This is a genomic window from Draconibacterium sp. IB214405, assembly GCF_033963885.1.
Classification (GTDB): Bacteria; Bacteroidota; Bacteroidia; order Bacteroidales; family Prolixibacteraceae; genus Draconibacterium.
In genome coordinates this window covers 77,691-98,197 of the sequence record NZ_JAXBMA010000002.1, presented here as the reverse complement: position 1 = coordinate 98,197, position 20,507 = coordinate 77,691, and the positions used below count along the sequence as shown (strand labels likewise).

At 42.8% G+C, this 20,507-nt stretch carries 13 protein-coding genes; 2 read left to right on the top strand and 11 right to left on the bottom strand.

Going from position 1 to position 20,507, the window contains the following annotated elements:
- The 6 genes from SLH46_RS06920 to SLH46_RS06895 form a co-directional block, all read right to left on the bottom strand.
- The gene (locus SLH46_RS06920) at positions 1–861 is read right to left on the bottom strand and encodes a DUF4861 family protein (protein WP_320280438.1); all 861 of its coding nucleotides are present in this window, start codon (positions 859–861) and stop codon (positions 1–3) included.
- Positions 862–879: 18 nt separating this feature from the next.
- Complete coding sequence (locus SLH46_RS06915) at positions 880–2,061, bottom strand: glycoside hydrolase family 88/105 protein (RefSeq protein WP_320280437.1); 1,182 nt, start codon at positions 2,059–2,061, stop codon at positions 880–882.
- A gap of 766 nt (positions 2,062–2,827) precedes the next feature.
- Positions 2,828–5,065 carry a carbohydrate binding family 9 domain-containing protein gene (locus SLH46_RS06910; RefSeq protein ID WP_320280436.1) on the bottom strand — a complete coding sequence of 746 codons (2,238 nt, stop codon included), beginning with the start codon at positions 5,063–5,065 and terminating at the stop codon, positions 2,828–2,830.
- A gap of 145 nt (positions 5,066–5,210) precedes the next feature.
- Complete coding sequence (locus tag SLH46_RS06905) at positions 5,211–7,526, bottom strand: glycoside hydrolase family 3 protein (RefSeq protein ID WP_320280435.1); 2,316 nt, start codon at positions 7,524–7,526, stop codon at positions 5,211–5,213.
- Positions 7,527–7,553: 27 nt separating this feature from the next.
- Positions 7,554–9,113, bottom strand: a complete 1,560-nt coding sequence (locus tag SLH46_RS06900; protein ID WP_320280434.1) for a carboxylesterase/lipase family protein — start codon at positions 9,111–9,113, stop codon at positions 7,554–7,556.
- Positions 9,114–9,225: 112 nt separating this feature from the next.
- Positions 9,226–11,658 carry a glycoside hydrolase family 3 C-terminal domain-containing protein gene (locus SLH46_RS06895; RefSeq protein ID WP_320280433.1) on the bottom strand — a complete coding sequence of 811 codons (2,433 nt, stop codon included), beginning with the start codon at positions 11,656–11,658 and terminating at the stop codon, positions 9,226–9,228.
- Positions 11,659–11,821: 163 nt separating this feature from the next.
- Here SLH46_RS06895 and SLH46_RS06890 point away from each other — a divergent pair, with 163 nt between their 5' ends.
- A complete protein-coding gene (locus SLH46_RS06890) occupies positions 11,822–12,598 on the top strand; it encodes an NUDIX hydrolase (protein WP_320280432.1) in 777 nt (258 codons plus the stop codon).
- A gap of 13 nt (positions 12,599–12,611) precedes the next feature.
- Here SLH46_RS06890 and SLH46_RS06885 read toward each other — a convergent pair whose 3' ends face one another.
- The 4 genes from SLH46_RS06885 to SLH46_RS06870 form a co-directional block, all read right to left on the bottom strand.
- Positions 12,612–13,814, bottom strand: a complete 1,203-nt coding sequence (locus SLH46_RS06885; protein ID WP_320280431.1) for a multidrug effflux MFS transporter — start codon at positions 13,812–13,814, stop codon at positions 12,612–12,614.
- Between the two features lie 111 nt (positions 13,815–13,925).
- Positions 13,926–14,723, bottom strand: a complete 798-nt coding sequence (gene rhaD, locus SLH46_RS06880) for a rhamnulose-1-phosphate aldolase (protein WP_320280430.1) — start codon at positions 14,721–14,723, stop codon at positions 13,926–13,928.
- 43 nt (positions 14,724–14,766) lie between these two features.
- Entirely contained in the window at positions 14,767–16,236 is a 1,470-nt protein-coding gene (gene fucK / locus SLH46_RS06875; RefSeq protein WP_320280429.1) for an L-fuculokinase, read from the bottom strand.
- A gap of 5 nt (positions 16,237–16,241) precedes the next feature.
- Positions 16,242–18,029: an L-fucose isomerase gene (locus SLH46_RS06870; protein WP_320280428.1), complete on the bottom strand. Its 1,788-nt coding sequence runs from the start codon at positions 18,027–18,029 to the stop codon at positions 16,242–16,244.
- Positions 18,030–18,151: 122 nt separating this feature from the next.
- On the opposite strand from SLH46_RS06870, the gene SLH46_RS06865 reads away from it, so the two are divergent.
- Positions 18,152–19,060, top strand: a complete 909-nt coding sequence (locus tag SLH46_RS06865; protein ID WP_320280427.1) for an AraC family transcriptional regulator — start codon at positions 18,152–18,154, stop codon at positions 19,058–19,060.
- Between the two features lie 140 nt (positions 19,061–19,200).
- On the opposite strand, the gene SLH46_RS06860 is transcribed toward SLH46_RS06865, so the two are convergent.
- Positions 19,201–20,475, bottom strand: a complete 1,275-nt coding sequence (locus SLH46_RS06860; RefSeq protein WP_320280426.1) for a zinc-binding dehydrogenase — start codon at positions 20,473–20,475, stop codon at positions 19,201–19,203.
- Positions 20,476–20,507 lie beyond the last annotated feature (32 nt).

The window sequence follows — 20,507 nt, the reverse complement described above, 5'->3', positions numbered from 1 at the left end:
TCACTTTTCAAGAAAGCCGATAAACTTTTTCATGGTATTGATATCTGCCTCGCGACCGCAAGCCGACGATACCCAGGCTGATAATTGTTTGCCCGGTTTGCTGATGAGAAGAAACTGTGAGCCATCGTCTTCTGTTTTTACAAAATCAGCCGGATCGTATAGTATGGCAGCGCCAATTTCAACTAACTCGGCAGCAACATCTTCCGGATGTAACCCCCAGGTAGCGATTAAACCGTCCTTTTTGTAGATCTCCTGCCCTTTGTGATAATTCACTCCGGTAACAAATTGCACGGGTTCGTCAGTCAAAGCAAAGGCTTCAACTTTGGCATTTCTTTCTCCCGAATATACGGTAACACGCACCAACACATCAATATTCCGGCCTTTGTACGGCACATCTTCCGATAACATTTCCATGTACGAGCAGGTAGGTGCTTTTACCACACGTGCGGTACGATTTGAAACAGGATTCAGTTTTACAACTTTTTCTCCATCCCAAAGACGCACACCGCCCAAACCAACTGTTTGACCCACTTTGTAATAATCGGCTCCCCAGCCCTCTTTTTGATCTTCAGCTGTTGGATACCACGCTTTTTCTTTCAGTTCAAGCTGAGCTTTGGCTTTTGAATAAACATCAATTGCTGCTTTATCGCTAAAATAAATACGCAGTGCCATCCACTCGTTTTCTACTGCCGGCCCGTGATGCCCGATTGTACTGTACAAATCGCCTGATTGATCACTAATTTCAACCTGTTGCAAACTATCCGAACGCATAAATAAACTTACATCGGTTTTATTTTGTGCCTGAGTTTGGTTAATCAGAATAACTGCAAATAATAGTAGGACAAAGCTTCTTTTTTTCATGTTCGTTTTAGTTTGAAATTATTTATTTAATTCAATGGCGGCCATTATCACCGGAGCAACTCCTTTTGGGTCGTTATCCACTTGTTTCTCCGACACATAGTAATCGTAGTCTCCTTCGCGGTATGGATTTCCTCCCAAACCGCAGGCGCCGCAAGTATTGGTTAAAATTACAAAACCATTCTCATTTTCCGAAACCAGGTTTTCTGTCATACTATCGAATGCGGCGTTGGCAACATCAAGAAAACTTTGCGGTAACCAGTTATTTTTAGCTCCTTTGGCATAAGCATAAATAATCATTGCCGATCCTGATGCTTCCACATAATTTCCTTCTTCACCGCCCATATCCATCACCTGATACCACAATCCTGTTTCTGCATCCTGAACCTTCAGAATGGCACTACTCAAATCATTTAATATGGTAATCAGGGCTTCCCGGTCTTTATGATCTTCGGGTAAAACTTCCAGCACATCAACCAAAGCCATCATATACCAGCCGGTGGCGCGGCTCCAGAAATGTTTCGACTGGCCGGTTTCTTTGTTACACCAGCGTTGCTCGCGACTTTCGTCCCAGGCGTGGTAAACCAGCCCTGTTTTTTCATCGCGGGTATGTTTGTACACTTCCTGCAGCTGAAAAGTAACTTCATCGAACCATTGTGGCTGATCGAAATCGTTGGCATAGCGACTTAAAAAAGGTGAGGCCATGTACAAACCATCGAGCCACATTTGGTAAGGATAGGCTTTTTTATGCCAAAAACCACCCGAATTGGTGCGCGGCTGACCTTTCATTTGATCCACCAGCGTTTCAATTCCCAAACGATATTTCTCATCGCCATAATCTTCGTACAAAGTGATCATACAGTTACCGGGACGTACGCGGTCGATGTTGTAATCCGATGTTTTTTGTCCGTCGATTTGTCCATCATCATGAAGAAAATAATCGATATAGTCTTTCAGGTAAGCACCGTATTTCGGATCAACATCCTTGAGCTTATAAATGGCATCGCCCAGAAAAGCATAATCGTACTCGTATTTGGGTTTTTCGCGTTGATAATAAATTAAACTGTCGGCTTCGTGTAATACCGATTCAGCAAATTTTACCGACCACAACGGTTCGGTAAGCGGTGCTGAACTTTGTTTGGTATCTTTTGAATTGCACGCGGCCAGGGTAACAAATAGGAAGAAAATTGAAAATGTCTTCATTGGTATCATCTTGTTTGAGTGCAAAACTAATCTACACGCGAGATTTTCTACAATTAAAATGTATCATATAACGGGATGATTTTCCCAAGGCGTGTAAAATAGGGCTTGGCAGGCCCTTTTTTATAAGCTTATCACAAAATGTAGATTGATTTAATGTAATCGTCTTTTCAGACAGAAAATACTTTTTTCTATAGCTGAAAAAGTATTCAAAAAAGCCACCGCTGACGATAAAAAACTAAAAATAAATTCCTTTCACTAAAATCAAGAAACTCCTCCTTTTAGCCCTTCGTTCCTCAGGTCTAACGAGCGTCAAACAGACTTGATTTTTTACCTGCCTCCCGGCAGGCAGGCGTTCTCTCCATTTATTTTCTTGACGTTTTTTCTCGAAGGCGGACCTTAAAGCAAACTTTGTGCGGGCTCGTCAAAAATCCGTCAGTCGGGCTAACCCGTTTCATTGAAAAAACGCAGAGGTTATTTTTTGACAAGATTTTTGCTTTCTTTTCATGGATTGGAATTGAGCAAAGCGAAATCGTGAACACCTCATATTTCTATTTAGGTGAACAAAAGAAAGAGCCCGTCTGGCGCGAAGACAGAACCATCAGAAATGAGTCCTAATTTTACAGGTTTTCTAATGAACAACTTAAAATATTGAAGCCATTGCACAATATAAAAAAAGCAGGCTTACAAAAAAGTAAACCCGCCTCTCTCCTCTTTTACGTAATAACCTAAGACGATTATTAAAAAGCTCTGGTTAAAATATTATTTTCTATAACTGGAAAGTATAAACATACTTTACCTGAATTGTCCGGTTTAAAAATTTAGGTTCATCCAATCCGTTGTCCACATAATCCTTCGATGGCCGGATTTCGTTGTATACAAGGTACAGATCGTTTCCTTCCTTTGGATTGTAGCGCAAACGGAAGTTCGATACCATAACATCGTTTACACTGTTAAACTGGATAAATGAACTGAGAGACAATTTGGTGTTGTACATGTATAAAAACTTCAGACGCCCCACATGTGCATTCATTTCCTGGTTACGATCGGCGAAAACCACATGGCTGAAGTTGTAATAGGCCGAAAACTGCAAACTTGCCGAAAGGTTATAGATTGGCTGAACAGTTGCGGTTATATTATTTCCATCGTAAAACTGACCACCCGTCATTAACACAGTAGCGGACAATGGTTTCGAAACCGGCGACATTAAGGACACCATTGCATTATAGGTTTTATACTCGTCTGCCGGAACATTAACGTTATCATCAAGATCAAAACCAATATCAACACCTTCGATACGGTAGTTCAAATCCAGTTTTGTATACCATCCTGCTTTGGTTGTCATGCTAAAACCCGGACCGTACATACCTGTTTCCAAACCGCCATCGGTAACACGGTGCGTTTCGTATAACGTAACATCAACGTTGTAGTTAAACAGTTTTGATTCTTCTCCCGGGAGCCATCCGTATTTAAACTTAAGCATCGGGCCTTTAGTAGCATATTTTGATAAGAAACCAACCTGCGGATCGAATTTTTCACCGGTGTATTGATACGAGAAATCATAGGCAAATCCCACTTCACTGCGGCGTTCCCACGATGCACGATAGAATGTGTTTTCCTTTCCGGCAGAGAAGTCAGTCCCGTCAGGATCTGTCGTTTGTGCAACTCCCACCTCAACATAATCGTCGCCAAAAACACGAAAGATACCATCCAGACCGTAAGAATATGAATCACTAATATCGGCACCAACACGCGATGTCATAATTGCTCCCACATACGAGTTGGTATTAATTACCTGGCGGCGGAAACGCAATACTCCAAAGTTTTCCGATGGGTTTTCATTCTTCTGCTGGGTTTGCATATCCATAAAACCCATATCCCATTTTCCCATTCGTCCGGTTAAACGCGCTCCACCTAAAATTGGGGTTGGGTAACCGTTCTCATCCAAACCAATACGGCGACTGTAAAATAGTTTACTAGGTCCGCTTAATTTAAAATCGAAAATACTTGAACGTTCCTGAAAAAACATCCTTTTTTCGGGGAAGAACAGTGCATAACGTGTTAGATTAACCTGCTCATCATCAGCTTCAACCTGGGCAAAATCGGTATTAACTGTCAAGTCCATGGTGAGGTTACTGGTGAGGCTGTATTTAATATCCACTCCCCCGGTTAATTTATTGTCTTTTGATGAATCAAAAGCTGTTTCCGCATCGTTCAGCTCATTGTTTTTCTCCACACCTGCAGTTACATACGGAGCAATATAAACGGGTTTTTTACTTTTTACTCCCGCCAGTTCGATGGTTTGCGCCAGCGATGGTTTGTTGGCAGCCAGTCTTCCGTATTTCGGATCGGTGGCCGGATAAGTATCCAACTCGTTGTTATGACTTACGCCGCGATTGATCAACAATCCCATTTGAACACGCCCGTTCACTTCCTGAAAACGAAGGCTTGAAAATGGTATTCGCATTTCAACCGCCCAACCGGTTGAAGTACGTGTTGTTTTCACGTCCCAGAAGGTATTCCAACTATAGTTTAATGATGTTGATCCGTAAATACTTGGCATCATCTGAGCATCGTTCGACACCGCAAAATCGATACGCTGTCCGGCTGGCATGGTGAAAAAAGCCAGTGCGTTTTCGTTATCGTCGTAGGTATCGAGCAGAATTCCAAAAGCATCGGGATTCTTCGATATCTCATCGCGCTTTTTACTGGTAGAAACAATATTGGCAGGATCCTGATAGTTAAGAAAAGCACCAACCCACAAAAAGTTATCGTCGTAACTGATGTACGTTTTTGTCTCCTCACTTGGTGCAGCCTCATAATTCGGAATATGCATCACAAGATCGAACTGTTTTGCTTTTAGCCAAAAAGCTTCGTCGGGCACCCCGTCAAAATTTACAGTTCCATCATTTTTGGCGATTTGCACCACATCCTGCCCGTACACAATGATGGAACTAAACGCGCATAACACAAGCGCCACTAATTTTAAAAAGATCTTGTTTTTCATGTTTTTTTTGGTTGCAGCCTCTTTACTTTATTTTGATCACCGGATGATCCCGGCTTAAAGCAACGGCTGATTTAGCTTAGTTGATTTTATTGTTAAAAGGACCTCCGGAAAAGTCCGAAGATCCTTTTCTGAAACTACGATTGTTTTATTTGTATGTCTGTACTCTTATGTCGTTAATAACCCCACTCCAGTTTAATCCGTAGGCAAAATCATACACGTTACCACTTTCGTCGGCATAACAATCCATGTCGCGCGGAACGTCTTCAAACTGTTCTTCCACAGTTTTCATGTTAGCAGGTAATTGGAACGGTAACAAACCTGATGGTTCTGCCTCGCCTGTTACCAGGTCGAATATCGCCTGATCCTGTACACCACAATGTACAAGAATTGCATCGGCACTCTTTTCAAACTCGGCAGGAATAAACGGATTCGCAACATTTACCACAACAATCACAGGTTTATCACCCATCTGTGCCTTTGTTTTGTTTACAATTTCCATATCGTAAGCATTGGCTGCTGCAGTAGTTTTGTCTTTGTAGCTTCTGTTGGTAAAATCTTCAAACGGACTACCACCGGCGATACTTTCCTCGCGGGCATATTTAGCAGTGTAAGGTTTGTACTGAAGCGAGATTGGCACATAACCGTTACCTCCTTTTTGTTTATCTTCCAGCGAGTAACCGGTTCCTCCTTGCGGACTGGAGATCAAACAAATTGCAACATCTGCTTTTTCAGGTGCATCTACAATTTCAAAGTATTTTTCAACGATGCTCATATTCGCTGCATCGCTCCATTTTTCCTCACTGCGCATGCCAAACCAGTTGGTTCCTGACGGAGTAAATTTCTGTGGAATATATACTTTGAGCTTCTTTTCCAAAGGCAGTACACCGGCCTTGTTTTTCAGCATCACAACCGATTTAAGCTGTGCATCGTAACCGGCTTGCATGTATTCCGGATTTCCAACGATCTTTTCTGATTCTTCAACTACCAGGTAAGGATTTTCAAACAATCCGGGGCGGAAAATATTTTTCAGCAAACGAACAGCAGACTGCTCAAAACGATTGCGCATGTATTCTTCGCCGTGTTCTTTCACACCCATTTCGTAGGCTTCCAAAACCGGTCCTTTTTCGTTGTTACCGCCAAACTGGTCGGCACCGGCTTCAATAACTTTGTAATGACGTTCAGCAATCGACAGTCCTTCCACACCCCAGCATTTTCCAAGAAATTCGTGTACACTTCTTGTATCTGCAGTGATCATCCAGTCGGTACAAATTACGCCATCGTAACCATACTCGCCTCTCAACAGGTCGGTGATGATGTATTTATTGTAGGCATTTCCAACGTTTTCGCCATATTTCTGATCGATATCGTACGAGATAGTATAATAAGGCATAACCGCTGTTGCCTGCCCGGTTGGGCCATTCAGTTTAAAGGCACCTTCGGTAAACGGTTTCAGCTGATCAGAAAAGGCTTTTCCCGGATAAACAGCATAAGCACCATAACCAAAGTGTGCATCACGACCACCTTCTTCCGGGCCGCCGCTTGGCCAGTGTTTTACCATAGCATTTACACTCTCGAATCCCCAACCGCCTGCAATTTCTTTTGTTGCTGAAGAGGTTTGAAATCCATCAACATAAGCACGTGCCAAATCGGCAGCCAACCCGGGATCTTCGCCCATTGTTCCGCTAAAACGGCTCCAGCGTGGCTCGGTTGATAAATCGATTTGTGGAGAAAGTGCAGTGGCAATACCCAATGCACGGTATTCAATAGAAGCAATTTCGCCAAACTGCTGCATTACAGCAGGATCGAAAGTTGCTGCCAAACCCAATGTTGTTGGCCACATCGAAATATCGCCACCGGCGCCTGCGTTATACTCGGTTTCCGCTCTTGTTCCGTGACGTGGATCGGTACTTGTATTTCCGGGAATTCCCAGGCCAAGACCTTCAACCAAAGCCTGCATATTGTTGTTCCACTGTGCTGCTACAGCCGGACTTTCAACGGTTGTAATCAGTACGTGACGCAAATTATCATCGGTTAAAAATTTCACTTGCTGATCGGTCAGGTCACTTGATTTTGCTTCACCATCGCTAAATGGTTTTCCGTTATAGGTTCCGGCCCCAAAACCACCACTTCCGGCAGGAATCGACTGGTGCCCGCTGTACAACATTAAACCTGCAATCTGTTCAACTGACATTTTTGATGCCAGATCCTGTGCACGTTCATCAACCGACTTACGCCAGTCTTCGTACACATCCAGTTCGCCGTTTTTATTTAAATCTTTAAAGGCATAACCGCCATCAGTAATCAGCGTTACTCCTGATTCTGGTGAATAACCTAAAGTTGCTCCACCTTCGTTGAGAACGAGGTTAAAATCGCCCTTATTTTCTTCTGTCCATTTTGGGCCGCAACCAACAAATAAACCAGCAAAAAGGAGCGCCGTAGATACTATTTTTAGTTTTTTCATATTGAGTTTATTTTAATACGCTAATTTTTAGTTTGAATAGAGATCATCAAGGAATTTCAGCAGTTTAACACTCGGCAAATCCCCACATTCAGAAGTGAGGTTAAAGTGCATTGCTTTTAGATTATCAGGAGTTGCTGCTTCCCATGCCGGTAATCCTTCTGCATTTGGATCTCCCGCAGTGGCAAAATTCACCCAGTAGTCCGACATCAGGTCAGCAAGTTTATAATCTTCCTCTGTCCACGGACGCGGACTCATTTTTAAGTTATTGTAAGCGTAAGGAACCTCGCTGGTATGGAAAGCTCCAAAATCTGTCATTCCTTCGGCATAAGGCACATCACGCTCGAAACGGTACATAAATACCTTCGATGTTGCTTTTTCGTTCTGCAACAACATCCATTTGTACGACTGAATACCAAATGTTTGTAGTGCGCCAAGATCGTTCTGAATAGCGAAAGCTTCCTCGTCGGTGTTTAATGGAAATTCAGCAAGGAATGCATCAGCTTTATCACCAAACATGGTTTTTACACGCTCTTTAAACTGATCGGCAGGAACAGGAGCTCCGCCAAAACCTTCATCTTCGTTCCAACCAATAATTACAGGAATATCGTTTTGTTCGCCGTTGGCAAAAATTTCTCCTACCGATTTTGGAAGGAAATAACCATCAACGATCGGATTTCTAAAGCCGCCACCGGCTAAAATCTCCTCCGCACTTTTTGCGCGCAATTCTTCAATTGATGAAACTCCCAACTCCTCTGCGAATTTTACGCCGGCTTCCTCACCAAAATTAAGATCGCCGCCACGAGCCAATGCATTACTCGATAAAACAGCACCACCACTTTCAGCAATAGCGCGGTGAATCAATCCTTTTGTTAGCGGACTTGCAACCAAATAATTTACACTGAATGCTCCGGCCGACTGACCGCCAATTGTTACATTATCAGGATCGCCACCAAAAGCAGCAATATTTTTATTTACCCATTTCAACGCTTCCACCTGGTCGAGCAAGCCATAATTTCCTGAAGCATGATTTGGAGATTCAGCTGTAAGTTCAGGATGAGCCAGGAAACCAAAGGTTCCAACCCGGTAATTTATGGTAATAAAAACGAGGCCTTTTTTTGCCATTTCTTCACCATCGTAGATTGGCACTGCACCTGATCCGCTGGAGAAACCACCACCATAAATATAAACGAATACAGGTCGTTTTTCGGTAGCATCTTTTGCCGGTGTCCAAACATTCAGGTACAAACAATCTTCGCTGAGTGGCTCTTTCGGAGCGATATACTCCTGCGTCCACATCATAAAAGGAACAGGAGTCGCCTGCATCGCACTGGCAGAGAATTCAGTGCATTCTTTTACACCTTCCCAGGGTTCAACCGGTTGGGGTGCTTTCCAGCGCAAATCCCCAACAGGAGGAGCTGCAAAAGGAATTCCTTTAAAAGTTGTAATTCCGGTACTTTCATCAAAAGAACCACTAACCGATCCATCGGCAATAGTTACACCATCTTTTATTTGTTTGGCAGGTTGAGAAGTACAGCCCCCAAGAATTAGGGCAAGACCTAAAAACATAAACGCTCGTACATTTTTCATAGGAAGTAGGTTTAATTTTTGTTTAGTCTTAAAAAGGTTGTTAAACACAGGTAATTAAAAAGGGAACTCCCCCCCTGAACAAATTCAGGGAGAGAGTACTAACTAAGACCCACTACCTATGCAATTTTTCAAAGTCTTTTACAGGCACCATCGCTTTTGATACCTTTTCAACTATAATATCGTTGGCAACGCTGAATGCTGCCTTTTCTTTAATGTCTTTTGAAGATGCTCCCACTTTCACCGTGTAATCACCGGCTTCGGTTATCCAGCTTGTACTAGCCTCGTCGAACGAAGCCAAAAGTGTTGCGTCAATGTCAAACGAAAGTGTTTCTGATTTACCAGGATTTAACAAGGCTGTTTTTCCAAAAGCAACCAATTCTTCTTCCGGCTTTTCAAGCGATTTACCCGGAGCACTTGCATACACCTGAACCACTTCTCTACCCGCTACATCACCGGTATTTTTCACATCGATTGAAACAGTGATCTTTCCATCAAACTTCTTGTCGCTTAATTTCAGGTTGCTGTATTCGAATGTGGTGTATGATTTTCCGTATCCGAATTCATAAGCTACCGGCACATCAAAAGTGTTGAAGTAACGGTATCCCACGTAAATATCTTCTTCGTAAACTACTTCCCATGGTACGCGACGCATCATCGAGAAACCTGATTGGTCGGCAGTATTATCTTCAGCACCTTCAACTTTAATTGCTTCGCCAGGGAAATTATCAGACGACGAACCATCTTCGTATTTTACTGGGAAAGTTTGTGCTAGTTTTCCCGATGGATTTACTTTTCCTGAGAGCACATCAACGATTGAATTTCCACCTTCCTGACCAGGTTGCCAAGCACAAAGAACAGCATCAGGAATGTTACTCCAGCTTGCAGTTTCAACAACACCACCAACATTCAGAATAACAACCGATTTTTTACCTTTTGCGTGGAAAGCTTCGGTAACGGTTTTAATCATATCCTTCTCCGTTTGATTCAGGTAAAAATCACCTTCAATTGCTTCACGGTCGCCACCTTCACCGGCATTTCTACCAATTGTAATCAGCGCGATGTCAGCTTTTGCAGCCATGTCGGCAGCAACTGAAGCATCCAAAGGCATTTCGGCAACCGGAATTTTTCCGCCCATCATGGCAGCTAAAAAGTTTTTGGAATTATCCTGCACTTTGCGGGCTTCTGCCATGTAGTTTTCGTAGGTATCTTTTAGGTCGGTATAAGTTTCAAAACCGGCGTTCTGCAAACCTTGCATCAACGAAATGGTATAAGCTTCGTTTACATCGCCACTACCAGTTCCGCCCGAGATAAAGTCGTAAGAAGTATTTCCGAAAGCAGCCACATTTTTAATACTTTTTGCAAACGGAAGTGCTCCATTGTTTTCCAGCAATACCATACCATCGGTAGCTGCCTGACGCGTAACCTCGGCATGTGCTTTTAAATCCGGTTTATTCGAAATTTTGTATCCTTTATAACGTGGAGTTTCCATCATTATGTTCAAAATACGCTCAACATTTGTATTCAGAATTTCAACATCAAGTTTATCCGATTCTACTGCTTCAATCAGTGTTTTAATTGCCTGAGGAGAACCCGGCTGGATCATATCGTTTCCGGCTATCATTTGGGCAACCACATCGCTACCGCCGCCCCAGTCAGTCATTACGTAACCTTCGTATCCCCAGTCGTCGCGAAGGATTTTTGTTAACAGGTCGTGACTCTCTGAAGTATAAACACCGTTTACTTTATTGTAAGACGACATCACTGTCCACGGTTCGCTTTCTTTTACGGTAATCTCAAAACCTTTCAGGTAGATCTCGCGCAACGCACGTTCGCTAACAATTACATCAACCGACATTCGATTGGTTTCCTGGTTGTTTACAGCAAAGTGTTTAATTGAAGTTCCTATACCATTCGACTGGATACCTTTTACCATGGCAGCTGCCATTTTTCCGGCAACCAGCGGATCTTCCGAATAATACTCGAAGTTACGTCCACAAAGCGGGTCACGCTGAATATTAAGCGCAGGAGCCAAAAGAACATCTCCACCATATTCCAATACCTCTTTACCCATTGCTTTACCAACCGACTCCACTAATTCGGTATCCCACGACGATGCCATTACTGTGGCAATCGGGAAAGCAGTACAATAATAAGTATCGCTTTCTCCCGGACGTGTTGGACTGATGCGTAATCCGGCAGGACCGTCGGCCAAAGTCTGGCTGGTAATACCCAAGTCAGGATATTCTGCCGTTACCCCGGCAGTTCCCGGCAGATAAGCACGGATTTTGTCAACCATTTTTCCGTATGGAGTGCTAGTATCGAGACCGCCACCAAACATTGGAGGCATTTTTTCGCGAATCGAATCGGGTAACGGAAAGTACATTCCTGTTCCAATTACCAATTGAGCTTTTTGCTCCAGGGTCATCGATTTAACGATTTCTTTTGCGCTTTTTTGTTGAGAAACACTGGCAGACAAAGCACCTGATGCAAGTACAAGAATCGCCAGGGCAAACAGACAAGTTTGTCTTAGTTTTTTAAGATTCATGGTGAAGAATTTAGTTCTAATTTAGTTTTACTGTTTCGCTCAACGAAATCAGATTTTGTTGAACGGCGATGAAGATAAAAATAAAATTTAAGTTACGTGTCAATACGACACATTATTATATTCTTAAACATATTCAATTAATATTACCCGAAAATTCGCTATTTTGCATGCAGAAAAAACTAAAACCTTGACTAGCATTAAACCATTTAATTCGACACAGTATTTAAATCATATCTCCCTTGATTGTGTGATTTTCGGGTTTCACAACAATGAGCTGAAAGTGCTGTTGATGCATTTAAAATATACCCAAGGCTATGCACTCCCGGGGGGATTTATAGAATACGAAGAGACACTTGAAGAGGCAGCACAGCGCATTTTAAAAGAACGTACCGGGCTCGATAAGATTTTTCTGAAACAGTTTAAGGTATTTAGCGATCCGCTTCGATCGAAAACCAACACGGCCATTGAAGATGTTATTAAATCGGGTAAATCGGTCGATATGGACTTTTTTAACGAACGTTTTCTTTCGATTGGCCTGTATGCATTGGTGGATTTTGAAAAAGTTAAACCTACTCCTGATTATTTTTCCGACCGATGTGAATGGCAAAATCTGGACACGGATGTTCCGCTTATCGTCGACCACCGCCAAATTATTAATGAAGCGCACGAAACTTTGCGTTTACAGCTCAACTACCAGCCGATAGGACTTAAATTATTGCCCAAAAAGTTTACAATGCCTGAATTACGAACGCTATACGAAACAATTTTAGGCAAAGAACTCGACCGCAGGAATTTCCAGCGGAAGATCTTAAAATACGATATTCTTGATAAGTTAAAAGAGCGCAAAACGGGCGGGGCTCATAAATCACCGTTTTTATATCAGTTTAATCCCGAACGCTACCAAAAGGCGCTCAAAGATGGCCTTACCGATATTTGGTAAAACAGGATTTTAATTACGATTTAATCCGTAACGCCCAGGTATACAAAATATTCCCCGACAAGGTACAGAAAAACAATACCAAACCAAACGGCACCAGATCGCCGGTATGAAACAGTGCCATTATACTTCCGATTAACGCGCTAATGGCAAAACGGGCAATTCCGATAGTAGCATTTGCCGAGCCTGCAACTTCGGGATTGTGATTCAGAATTGTAGCTGTTCCGTTACCAAAAACCAAACCTAAACTTCCTACAAACAAAACAATACCACCAAACACCGACCACAATTGCGGATCAGGCATTAACACTGATACTGCCAGAATTATTCCGGATATCAACTGCAGAAGCAGCCCAAAACGGAGTATTTGTTCAGGATCGTATTTACGTAGCAAAATAGTGTTCAGAAAGGAAAGCAAAATGTTTAAAACCACATTGGCACCAAAGAATATCGGGAAGTTTAATTGACTGATTCCAAAGTATTCGATGTAGATAAACGATGCAGCTGTAATAAATATATACAAACCCGACATCGGCAAACTAATAGCAAATAACAATATTGTGCTTTGTTTATTGGAAAAAAATATGCGGTACTTTTCCAGCAATTGGCGACCTGTTATTTTTCGGGTAATCAGCTCCTTACTTCGCGATTCGGGGATAAGTAATGCCATCGACAAAAACAGTAAAATGGCAAAGGCAAACAAAAACCAGAAGATACTTTCCCAGCCAAACCAATGAATTAAACCGGCTCCCAGAACCGGTGCAAATAATGGAGCCAGCATAATTATCATGCTGATAATGGTTACAAAACGCGCCACCTGTTTTCCGCTGTACCAGTCGCGAATAAATACATTTCCGGTTACCGTGGCAAAACCTCCGCCAAAAGCCTGCAACACCCGAAGAACAAATACATACTCAATTTTTGTACAGGTGGTTATCAACAAGGAAGCTATGCCGTAAAGCGCAATTCCCGTAAGTGCAATCGTCTTTCTTCCAAATGCATCAGACAACGGACCTCCGAAAAAATTTCCAAAAGCAAATCCCAGAAAATACAGTGTGATTGTTAATTCGGCAACGTTTAGCTTTACTCCAAAAAAGTCGGCAATATCGGGTAAGGCTGCAATATAAGTGTCAATTGCGAACGGCGACATGGCAACCATTGCGGCCATTACCATTGTTAATACGGGAATAAAGAATTTGTGCGAACGACTTAAACTCATACTGAATTATGCTTCTGGTGAGCCACAAAGGTAAAATTTTATTGAAAGGCTAATCTCCGACCGGAAAACCCGGTATAAGAATTTAACACACCAGGGAGTTTTAAGCGAGGCCTACAATGAGCGTGAAATTTCGTCCAGCTGTTCCGGTGACAATCCCTCCGGATCAAAACCGGAACTCCAGGCTAGTAATAAAAGCCTGGCTCCTTTGTTGGCAACATCCAAATAATCGAAAGCTTCCTCCAAATCAGCGCCAGTCGCTAAAGCACCGTGTTTCTCCCACAATACAACATCATTTGTCTTTAGACCCGCCAAAGTGAGATCAGCTAAGGTTTCGGTTCCGTAACGTGCGTAGTTGGTACAACTAATACCATGAGGAACATACAATTTAATTTCGGGACACATTTTCCACAACGCATGATTAAACGCCGCCTCATCCTTAAACAGTTTATGGTGGCTCAACACAACCAACTCTGTTGGATGCGCATGAACAACGGCTTTTCTCCCTGTATTATTAACTTCGTTAAAGAGGTGAATTTTCAGGTGAGCCCTCAACTCTGAAGTGGGTTTAAAACCGGCTTTTTTACCGCCCCACAAAATGGAATATGCTGTTGCCGTTTCATTAATAAAGATAATTGCCGACACTTCTTCAGCCTTGTAAACAAGGTGCCGCAAATGACAGCCAGAACCGGTAACAAAAAGTATTTTTCCGGCAGCTTCTTTCGGAAATTCGTAAGGAAATTCTTCGCCAACCGCTTTTAATGCCGTAGCCGAAAAAAGGCCGGTAAAATCAATGGATATATTTCCCGAACTCTTTTCGATCCATTCTTTATTCCATAAATAACCGGCAATTTCTGCTACGCTCTCAAGATGTGCAAGTACTTCACCCGGAAGTTTTTTATATGTAACCATCAATTATTCAGTATAATTCCTTCTCTGCACAAATATAGCAACTCTACTGAATGGTTTTCTTAAACTCATGGTATAAACGATCGTAGGTCTGCTGATCATCAGAAGGCAGAACTACCTGTGGTTTATAATCCACCGCTTTCCGTGCTTCACGTGGCGAAGCTGCCACTCCACAACCGGCAAACACAAACAAAGCAGCTCCGAGCACTGTTGTCTCTTTTTGGTCAACCAGCTGTATAGGCAGGTTACAAACATCAGCACGCAGTTGGTTCCAGAGATTGTTTTTTGATCCGCCGCCAACACAAATTATTTTTTCCGCTTTAAAACCACCTGCATTTTCCAAAGCCTCAACACCAAATCGCAATCGGTATGCCAGACTTTCAAGAAAGGCGCGGTAAATTTCACCTCGTTTTGTTTGAATGGTTAAGCCGTTTATTGCACCAAAATTATTACCTCCGCCTTCGCCGTAAAATGCCGGATTTACACGAACAGTAGATTCTCCCGGTTGGATTTCACTTGCATCGGCAATCATTTTACCGTACAAAGCATCACCACTAAATTCGGGGTAAAAATTCTTGGCAAACCATTCCAAAATCCCCGATGCCAGGTAATTCTGCCCGATATTGAACAAGCCTTTTTCGGCATCCATTTCGGTAGTTAATTGTGCTGCCAGTTCGTCTTTCGTAGACTTAAAACCTGCACTTCGTGCCATAATAATTTCCCAGGTTCCACTGCTTAAAACGAGTTCGTTTTCATTGGCTCCCGAGCCAAATACTGCAAACTGCGTGTCGTGACCACCAAAAAACACGGGCACATCCGACGGAATCCCCGTTTCGGTTTCTGCCTTTTTATGAACAACTCCGGCCTGTTCTCCGGACTCAGCAATATCACCTAGAATTTCAGGCGAAATACCAAGTGCCGCAAATACCTTTTCCGAAGCATGCTGTTTTTGCAAATCCATCAACATGGATGTGCCGGCCATCGTTGCATCGTTCCTTAATTCACCGGTCAGTTTAAAAATAAACAGGGAGGTAATAAACAGAAATCGATGCGAATTTTCAATCACCTCCGGCCGATTTTCCTTCATCCAAACCATTTTGTTGATGGTATTAAACGCGTATGGAAAAGTTCCGGCTTCGGCGTAAAGTTCCTCAAGCGGAATATACTTTCCGATTTCGTTCATTACAGGCGTTGTTCGCTGACATTGCCATGAAATAACCGGGTAAAGCATTTTGCCTTGCTTGTCGACAAAAGCACCGTCAACACCAAAGGTTGTAACAGTAACTCCGGCAATTCGTTTTGTATCGATTGCTGCCATTACTTTTTGCGAGGCACTACAAAGTTTTCCCCACATTTCTTCCACATCCCAAATTACGCCACCGGGAAATTCAGGATCGGGACTTGTATTGTTTGATGTCGATTCCGAAGCCACAATTTCGCCATGAATATCCATGGCGATCACCCGCAGGTTTGTGGCTCCGCAATCGAATACTATTGCCAGATCTTTTTCAGGCATACGAATTATTTTTTACCGTAAAGTGGCCCGTAAGTTTCGCAGGCACGGAAATCTGATCCTTCTTTATTTTCGCCATACGACGCCCATGCACTAGGTCTGAAAACGTTGTCGTCAGAAACATTGTGCATGCTTACCGGAATACGTAACATTGATGCAAGCGTGATTAAATCGGCACCAATATGTCCGTAACTGATTGCTCCGTGATTGGCACCCCAGTTGGCCATTACCGAATACACATCTTTAAATGCTCCCTCTCCTTTAACCCGCGGCACAAACCACGTTGTTGGCCAGGTTGGATTGGTGCGTTCATCCAAAATTTCGTGAATATTGTCAGGAAGTTCAACTGTCCAGCCTTCTGCAATTTGAAGCACCGGTCCCAGTCCGTCAACCAGGTTCAAACGAGTCATTGTAACCGGCATTTGTCCGGCAGTTTTAAACAGCGACGAATAACCACCTCCGCGGAAATAGCCGCGTTCAGCCTGTGGCCAAGTCGTGTTATCCAAACATTTCTGCGCTTCTTCTTTCGTAATTTCCCAGAAAGGTTTCATTGCCGGATTTCCTTCTGCATCACGTTGCTGAGCAGTGGCGTCCAATGTTGTCGATCCTGAATTTATCAAGTGAATAATTCCGCCTTCTGCCAATCCTGTTAATTCCTTTCCGCAAACACGTTTTACTGCTTCCGGACTCCAGTAAGTTCGTACATCGGAGAAAATCTGGCTGGTATTGCTTAATAAATGTCCGAATAACATCGAAACACCATTCAAACAGTCATTTTCAGTGGCAAATACAAAGGCCTGGCGAATACCGTTCCAGTCGAACGATGAATTTAAAATCGCCTCAGTAAAATCGGCATTTGGCTTATAATCGGTCCACTGGCGCTGCCCCTGGAAACCACCTAAAATGGCATTTCGTCCTAAACCTTCTTCGCGATAACCTTTAGCAATAACTTTCTCATTACCGATCATCATATCGCGACAAATTATGGTCATTTTCACCACAGTCTCCCACTCCAACTCTTTTCTTGCAGCGTCCGCCTGATCTTCCGGTTTGTTTACATCTTTGCCTTCTTTGCAATTCGCTTTTGTCCAGGCCAAAGCCTTTTGAAATTCCTCCTCATCATAAATGCCTTCATCGATTCTTCTGAGAACTTCCACTGATTCAACAAATTCAGTACGAATTCCCAGGTACTTTTGCAAGAAGGACGGATCTACCATCGATCCAGCAATTCCCATCGAACTGTAGCCAATCGACAAATATGATTTCCCTTTCATCTGAGCCACTGCGAGCCCCGATTTTACAAAGCGAATTATTTTTTCTTTTACATCTTCAGGAATTGTTGTGTCGCCGGCATCCTGCACATCGCGACCATAAATTCCGAATGTAGGTAATCCTTTTTGTGTATATCCGGCCAAAGCTGCTGCCAGATAAACCGCTCCCGGACGTTCGGTTCCGTTAAATCCCCACACTGCCTTTGGCACGAGCGGATCGGTATCCATCACCTCGGTTCCGTAACACCAGCAAGGTGTAACCGTTAACGAAACACCAACGCCTTCTTTTCTGAATTTCTCAGCACACATCGCTGCCTCTGCCACTCCACCGATACAGGTGTCGGCGATAACACATTCCACGGTTTCGCCGCTAGGAAATTTCAATTGCTCACTGATAAATGCTGCTGCTGCTTTTGCAAGGTCCATCACTTGTTTTTCAAGCGATTCTCTAACGCCACGTTCACGCCCGTCGATTGCAGGCCTGATTCCAACTTTTGGCAAGTCGCCAATTAACCTGTTAGCCATAATTTATTGTTTAGATTTTAAAAGTTTTATCTTGATTTTAGCGATCACAAGGTACCACTATACAGCGCTGAAAGCAATGGCTATTTTTATTACTTTTGTATCTGATTCTAACATTGGATAAAATGACAACGCTAAAAACAAGGCCTGAGAAAGGTGATCCTTCTGATGTTATTCAGTTTTTCCCACGGTATAACATACAGTTGCTGTGCTGCCGCCACTGGTGGCTTGAACACTGGGAGTATACGGAGCTTTCGTTCCCCTATTGGCGGATTTACCACAACAGCCGCAACGGTGCAAAAATCATTCACAACGATGTAGAACACGAGATTTCTCCTGATAGAATTATATTGATTCCTCCTAACACCTCCTATGCAACACGTTTGTATGAGAATGAAATCCCCGAGGAGGGATATTCGTTGGTTGGCGGACCTGTTGGCGCCAATAGTGAATCCTCAATAACGTCCACATACGAGGCGCTTTTACATTTGTTTATCCATTTTAACATCGGAATTCCGTACGACAATATTTCGCCCGGAGTTTTTAGTTTTGAATTAACCGAGCACCTGCAATCGAAACTGAAGTCGATTAAAAACCACCTCAACCACGACAACAAATTTTTCAGTTTTCACATAAGTCTGGCCATCAAATCATTAATTGCAGATTTACTTACTGAACTACCGGAATCCAACTGGGATTTAATTTCAAACGATCATCGAATTATAAAATGCTTAAGTTACATTGAAGAAAATATTGCCGATGATTTGAGCAATCCGACACTGGCTGCAAACGCAAAAATGGCAACAAATGCTTTTATCCGGTTGTTTTCGAATGAAATTGGCATTTCTGTTCAGAAATATATCCGTAACAAACGAATCGACCGGGCCTGTATTCTACTTCATCACTCGAACTTAAGTATTGATGAGATTGCGCAAAAAACAGGCTTTGCCGATCGCTACCATTTCTCGCGAATCTTTAAACAATCTACAAGCATCTCTCCGGCTCGCTATAAAAAAGAATTTGGGTTGGCTTAATAACCTGAGTTAAATTCAAAAATATCAGACTATATAAAAACAAACAGCAGCAAGAGAACCTCGCTGCTGCAGTTTACGTTTATTTTCAAGTTTATATCTAACACCCGATTGATGTCGACACATCAATCTTCGATTAAATTCTAGAGTTTATCGCCATTCTCCAATAAAAAGGCTTCGGCTTCCACATTCCACAATCCCATGTACTTTTTGCAAAGCTTATCCAGCTCGGCATATACCGGATTTTCTTTTCCTTTCTCTTCAAATTCAGCAATTGCGGTAAGCGGAAAATCAAAATGTGTATAAATCAATTTCTTACCTCCTGGAATATTTGGAAGATTCAAAGTTGCTTCAGGCACTGCATTTAAACCACCAATGTGGGTAACCAATCCGGCCGGATCCAGTCCTGCTGTCATAATTTCGAGTGCTTCATTCATGTCGTCGGTGTTACCTCCTGAGGTTCCAACAATGTGCGTATAAGCGTAGTGTACGTTATAGAAATTCATTTTGGCCGTGAACTCGGTGTTCGATGGACCAGCGAAAAAGTTCAAACATCCATCGAAACCAAGAATTGCATCGCCCTGCTCAACTACCGGAGCAACCGGAGCAAAAACAAATACATCGTCGTAACCTGTTCCACCTGTCAGCTCTTTTAATCCGGCCACAGGATCAGCCATTTCTGCGGTATTGATGTATTTCAAGTCGATGCCACGTTCTTTAGCAAACTCAGCGGTATAAAGCTGAGCAGCCCTGTCAAGTCTTGTCTGATCGATATCGGTAACCACCATCAACGATGGTTTTCTGTCTTCGCGGCGCAAAACGTAATTGATAGCCGCCAGGCCCATTGGACCAACACCTGCTAAAATTGCCATTTTACCACCTTCAACAATTTCCATTTTGTGCACGTAGCTTCCGGCAGTTGTATGGTAATTGGCATGCATAGCACCAATTACACAGCTTAAAGGTTCTGCCAACGACGCAGGGTAAAATCCCGGTCCTTCGTAAGCCAGTAAACAATCCTGTACCAATACATCCTTTGGAATGATCACATAAGTTGCATCACCGCCAATGTATTTGTACGAATAACCCGGAGCACTCAAAACACCTACCGGACCATCTTCGTAATAAATTGCAGGTTGAATAGAAAATTTCTGTCCTGACTCGAATTTATCCTGCCAGTTTGCTCCTACTTCTACAATTTCTCCTGCAAACTCGTGACCGATCATAATCGGATTCTCGGCAATATCATCCGGAATACGTTTGTGATCGCTTGCCTGGTTGGCAGCTTTGTAACTCGACATACAAAGGCTGTCGGTTATTACTTTGGCCAAAATCTCATCATCACTGATTGCTGGTAATTCAAACTCCTCTACACGAAGGTCTTTTTTACCGTATAATCGAACTGCTTTTGTCTTCATTGTAATTCTTTTTTAAATCATTTATCAAAACC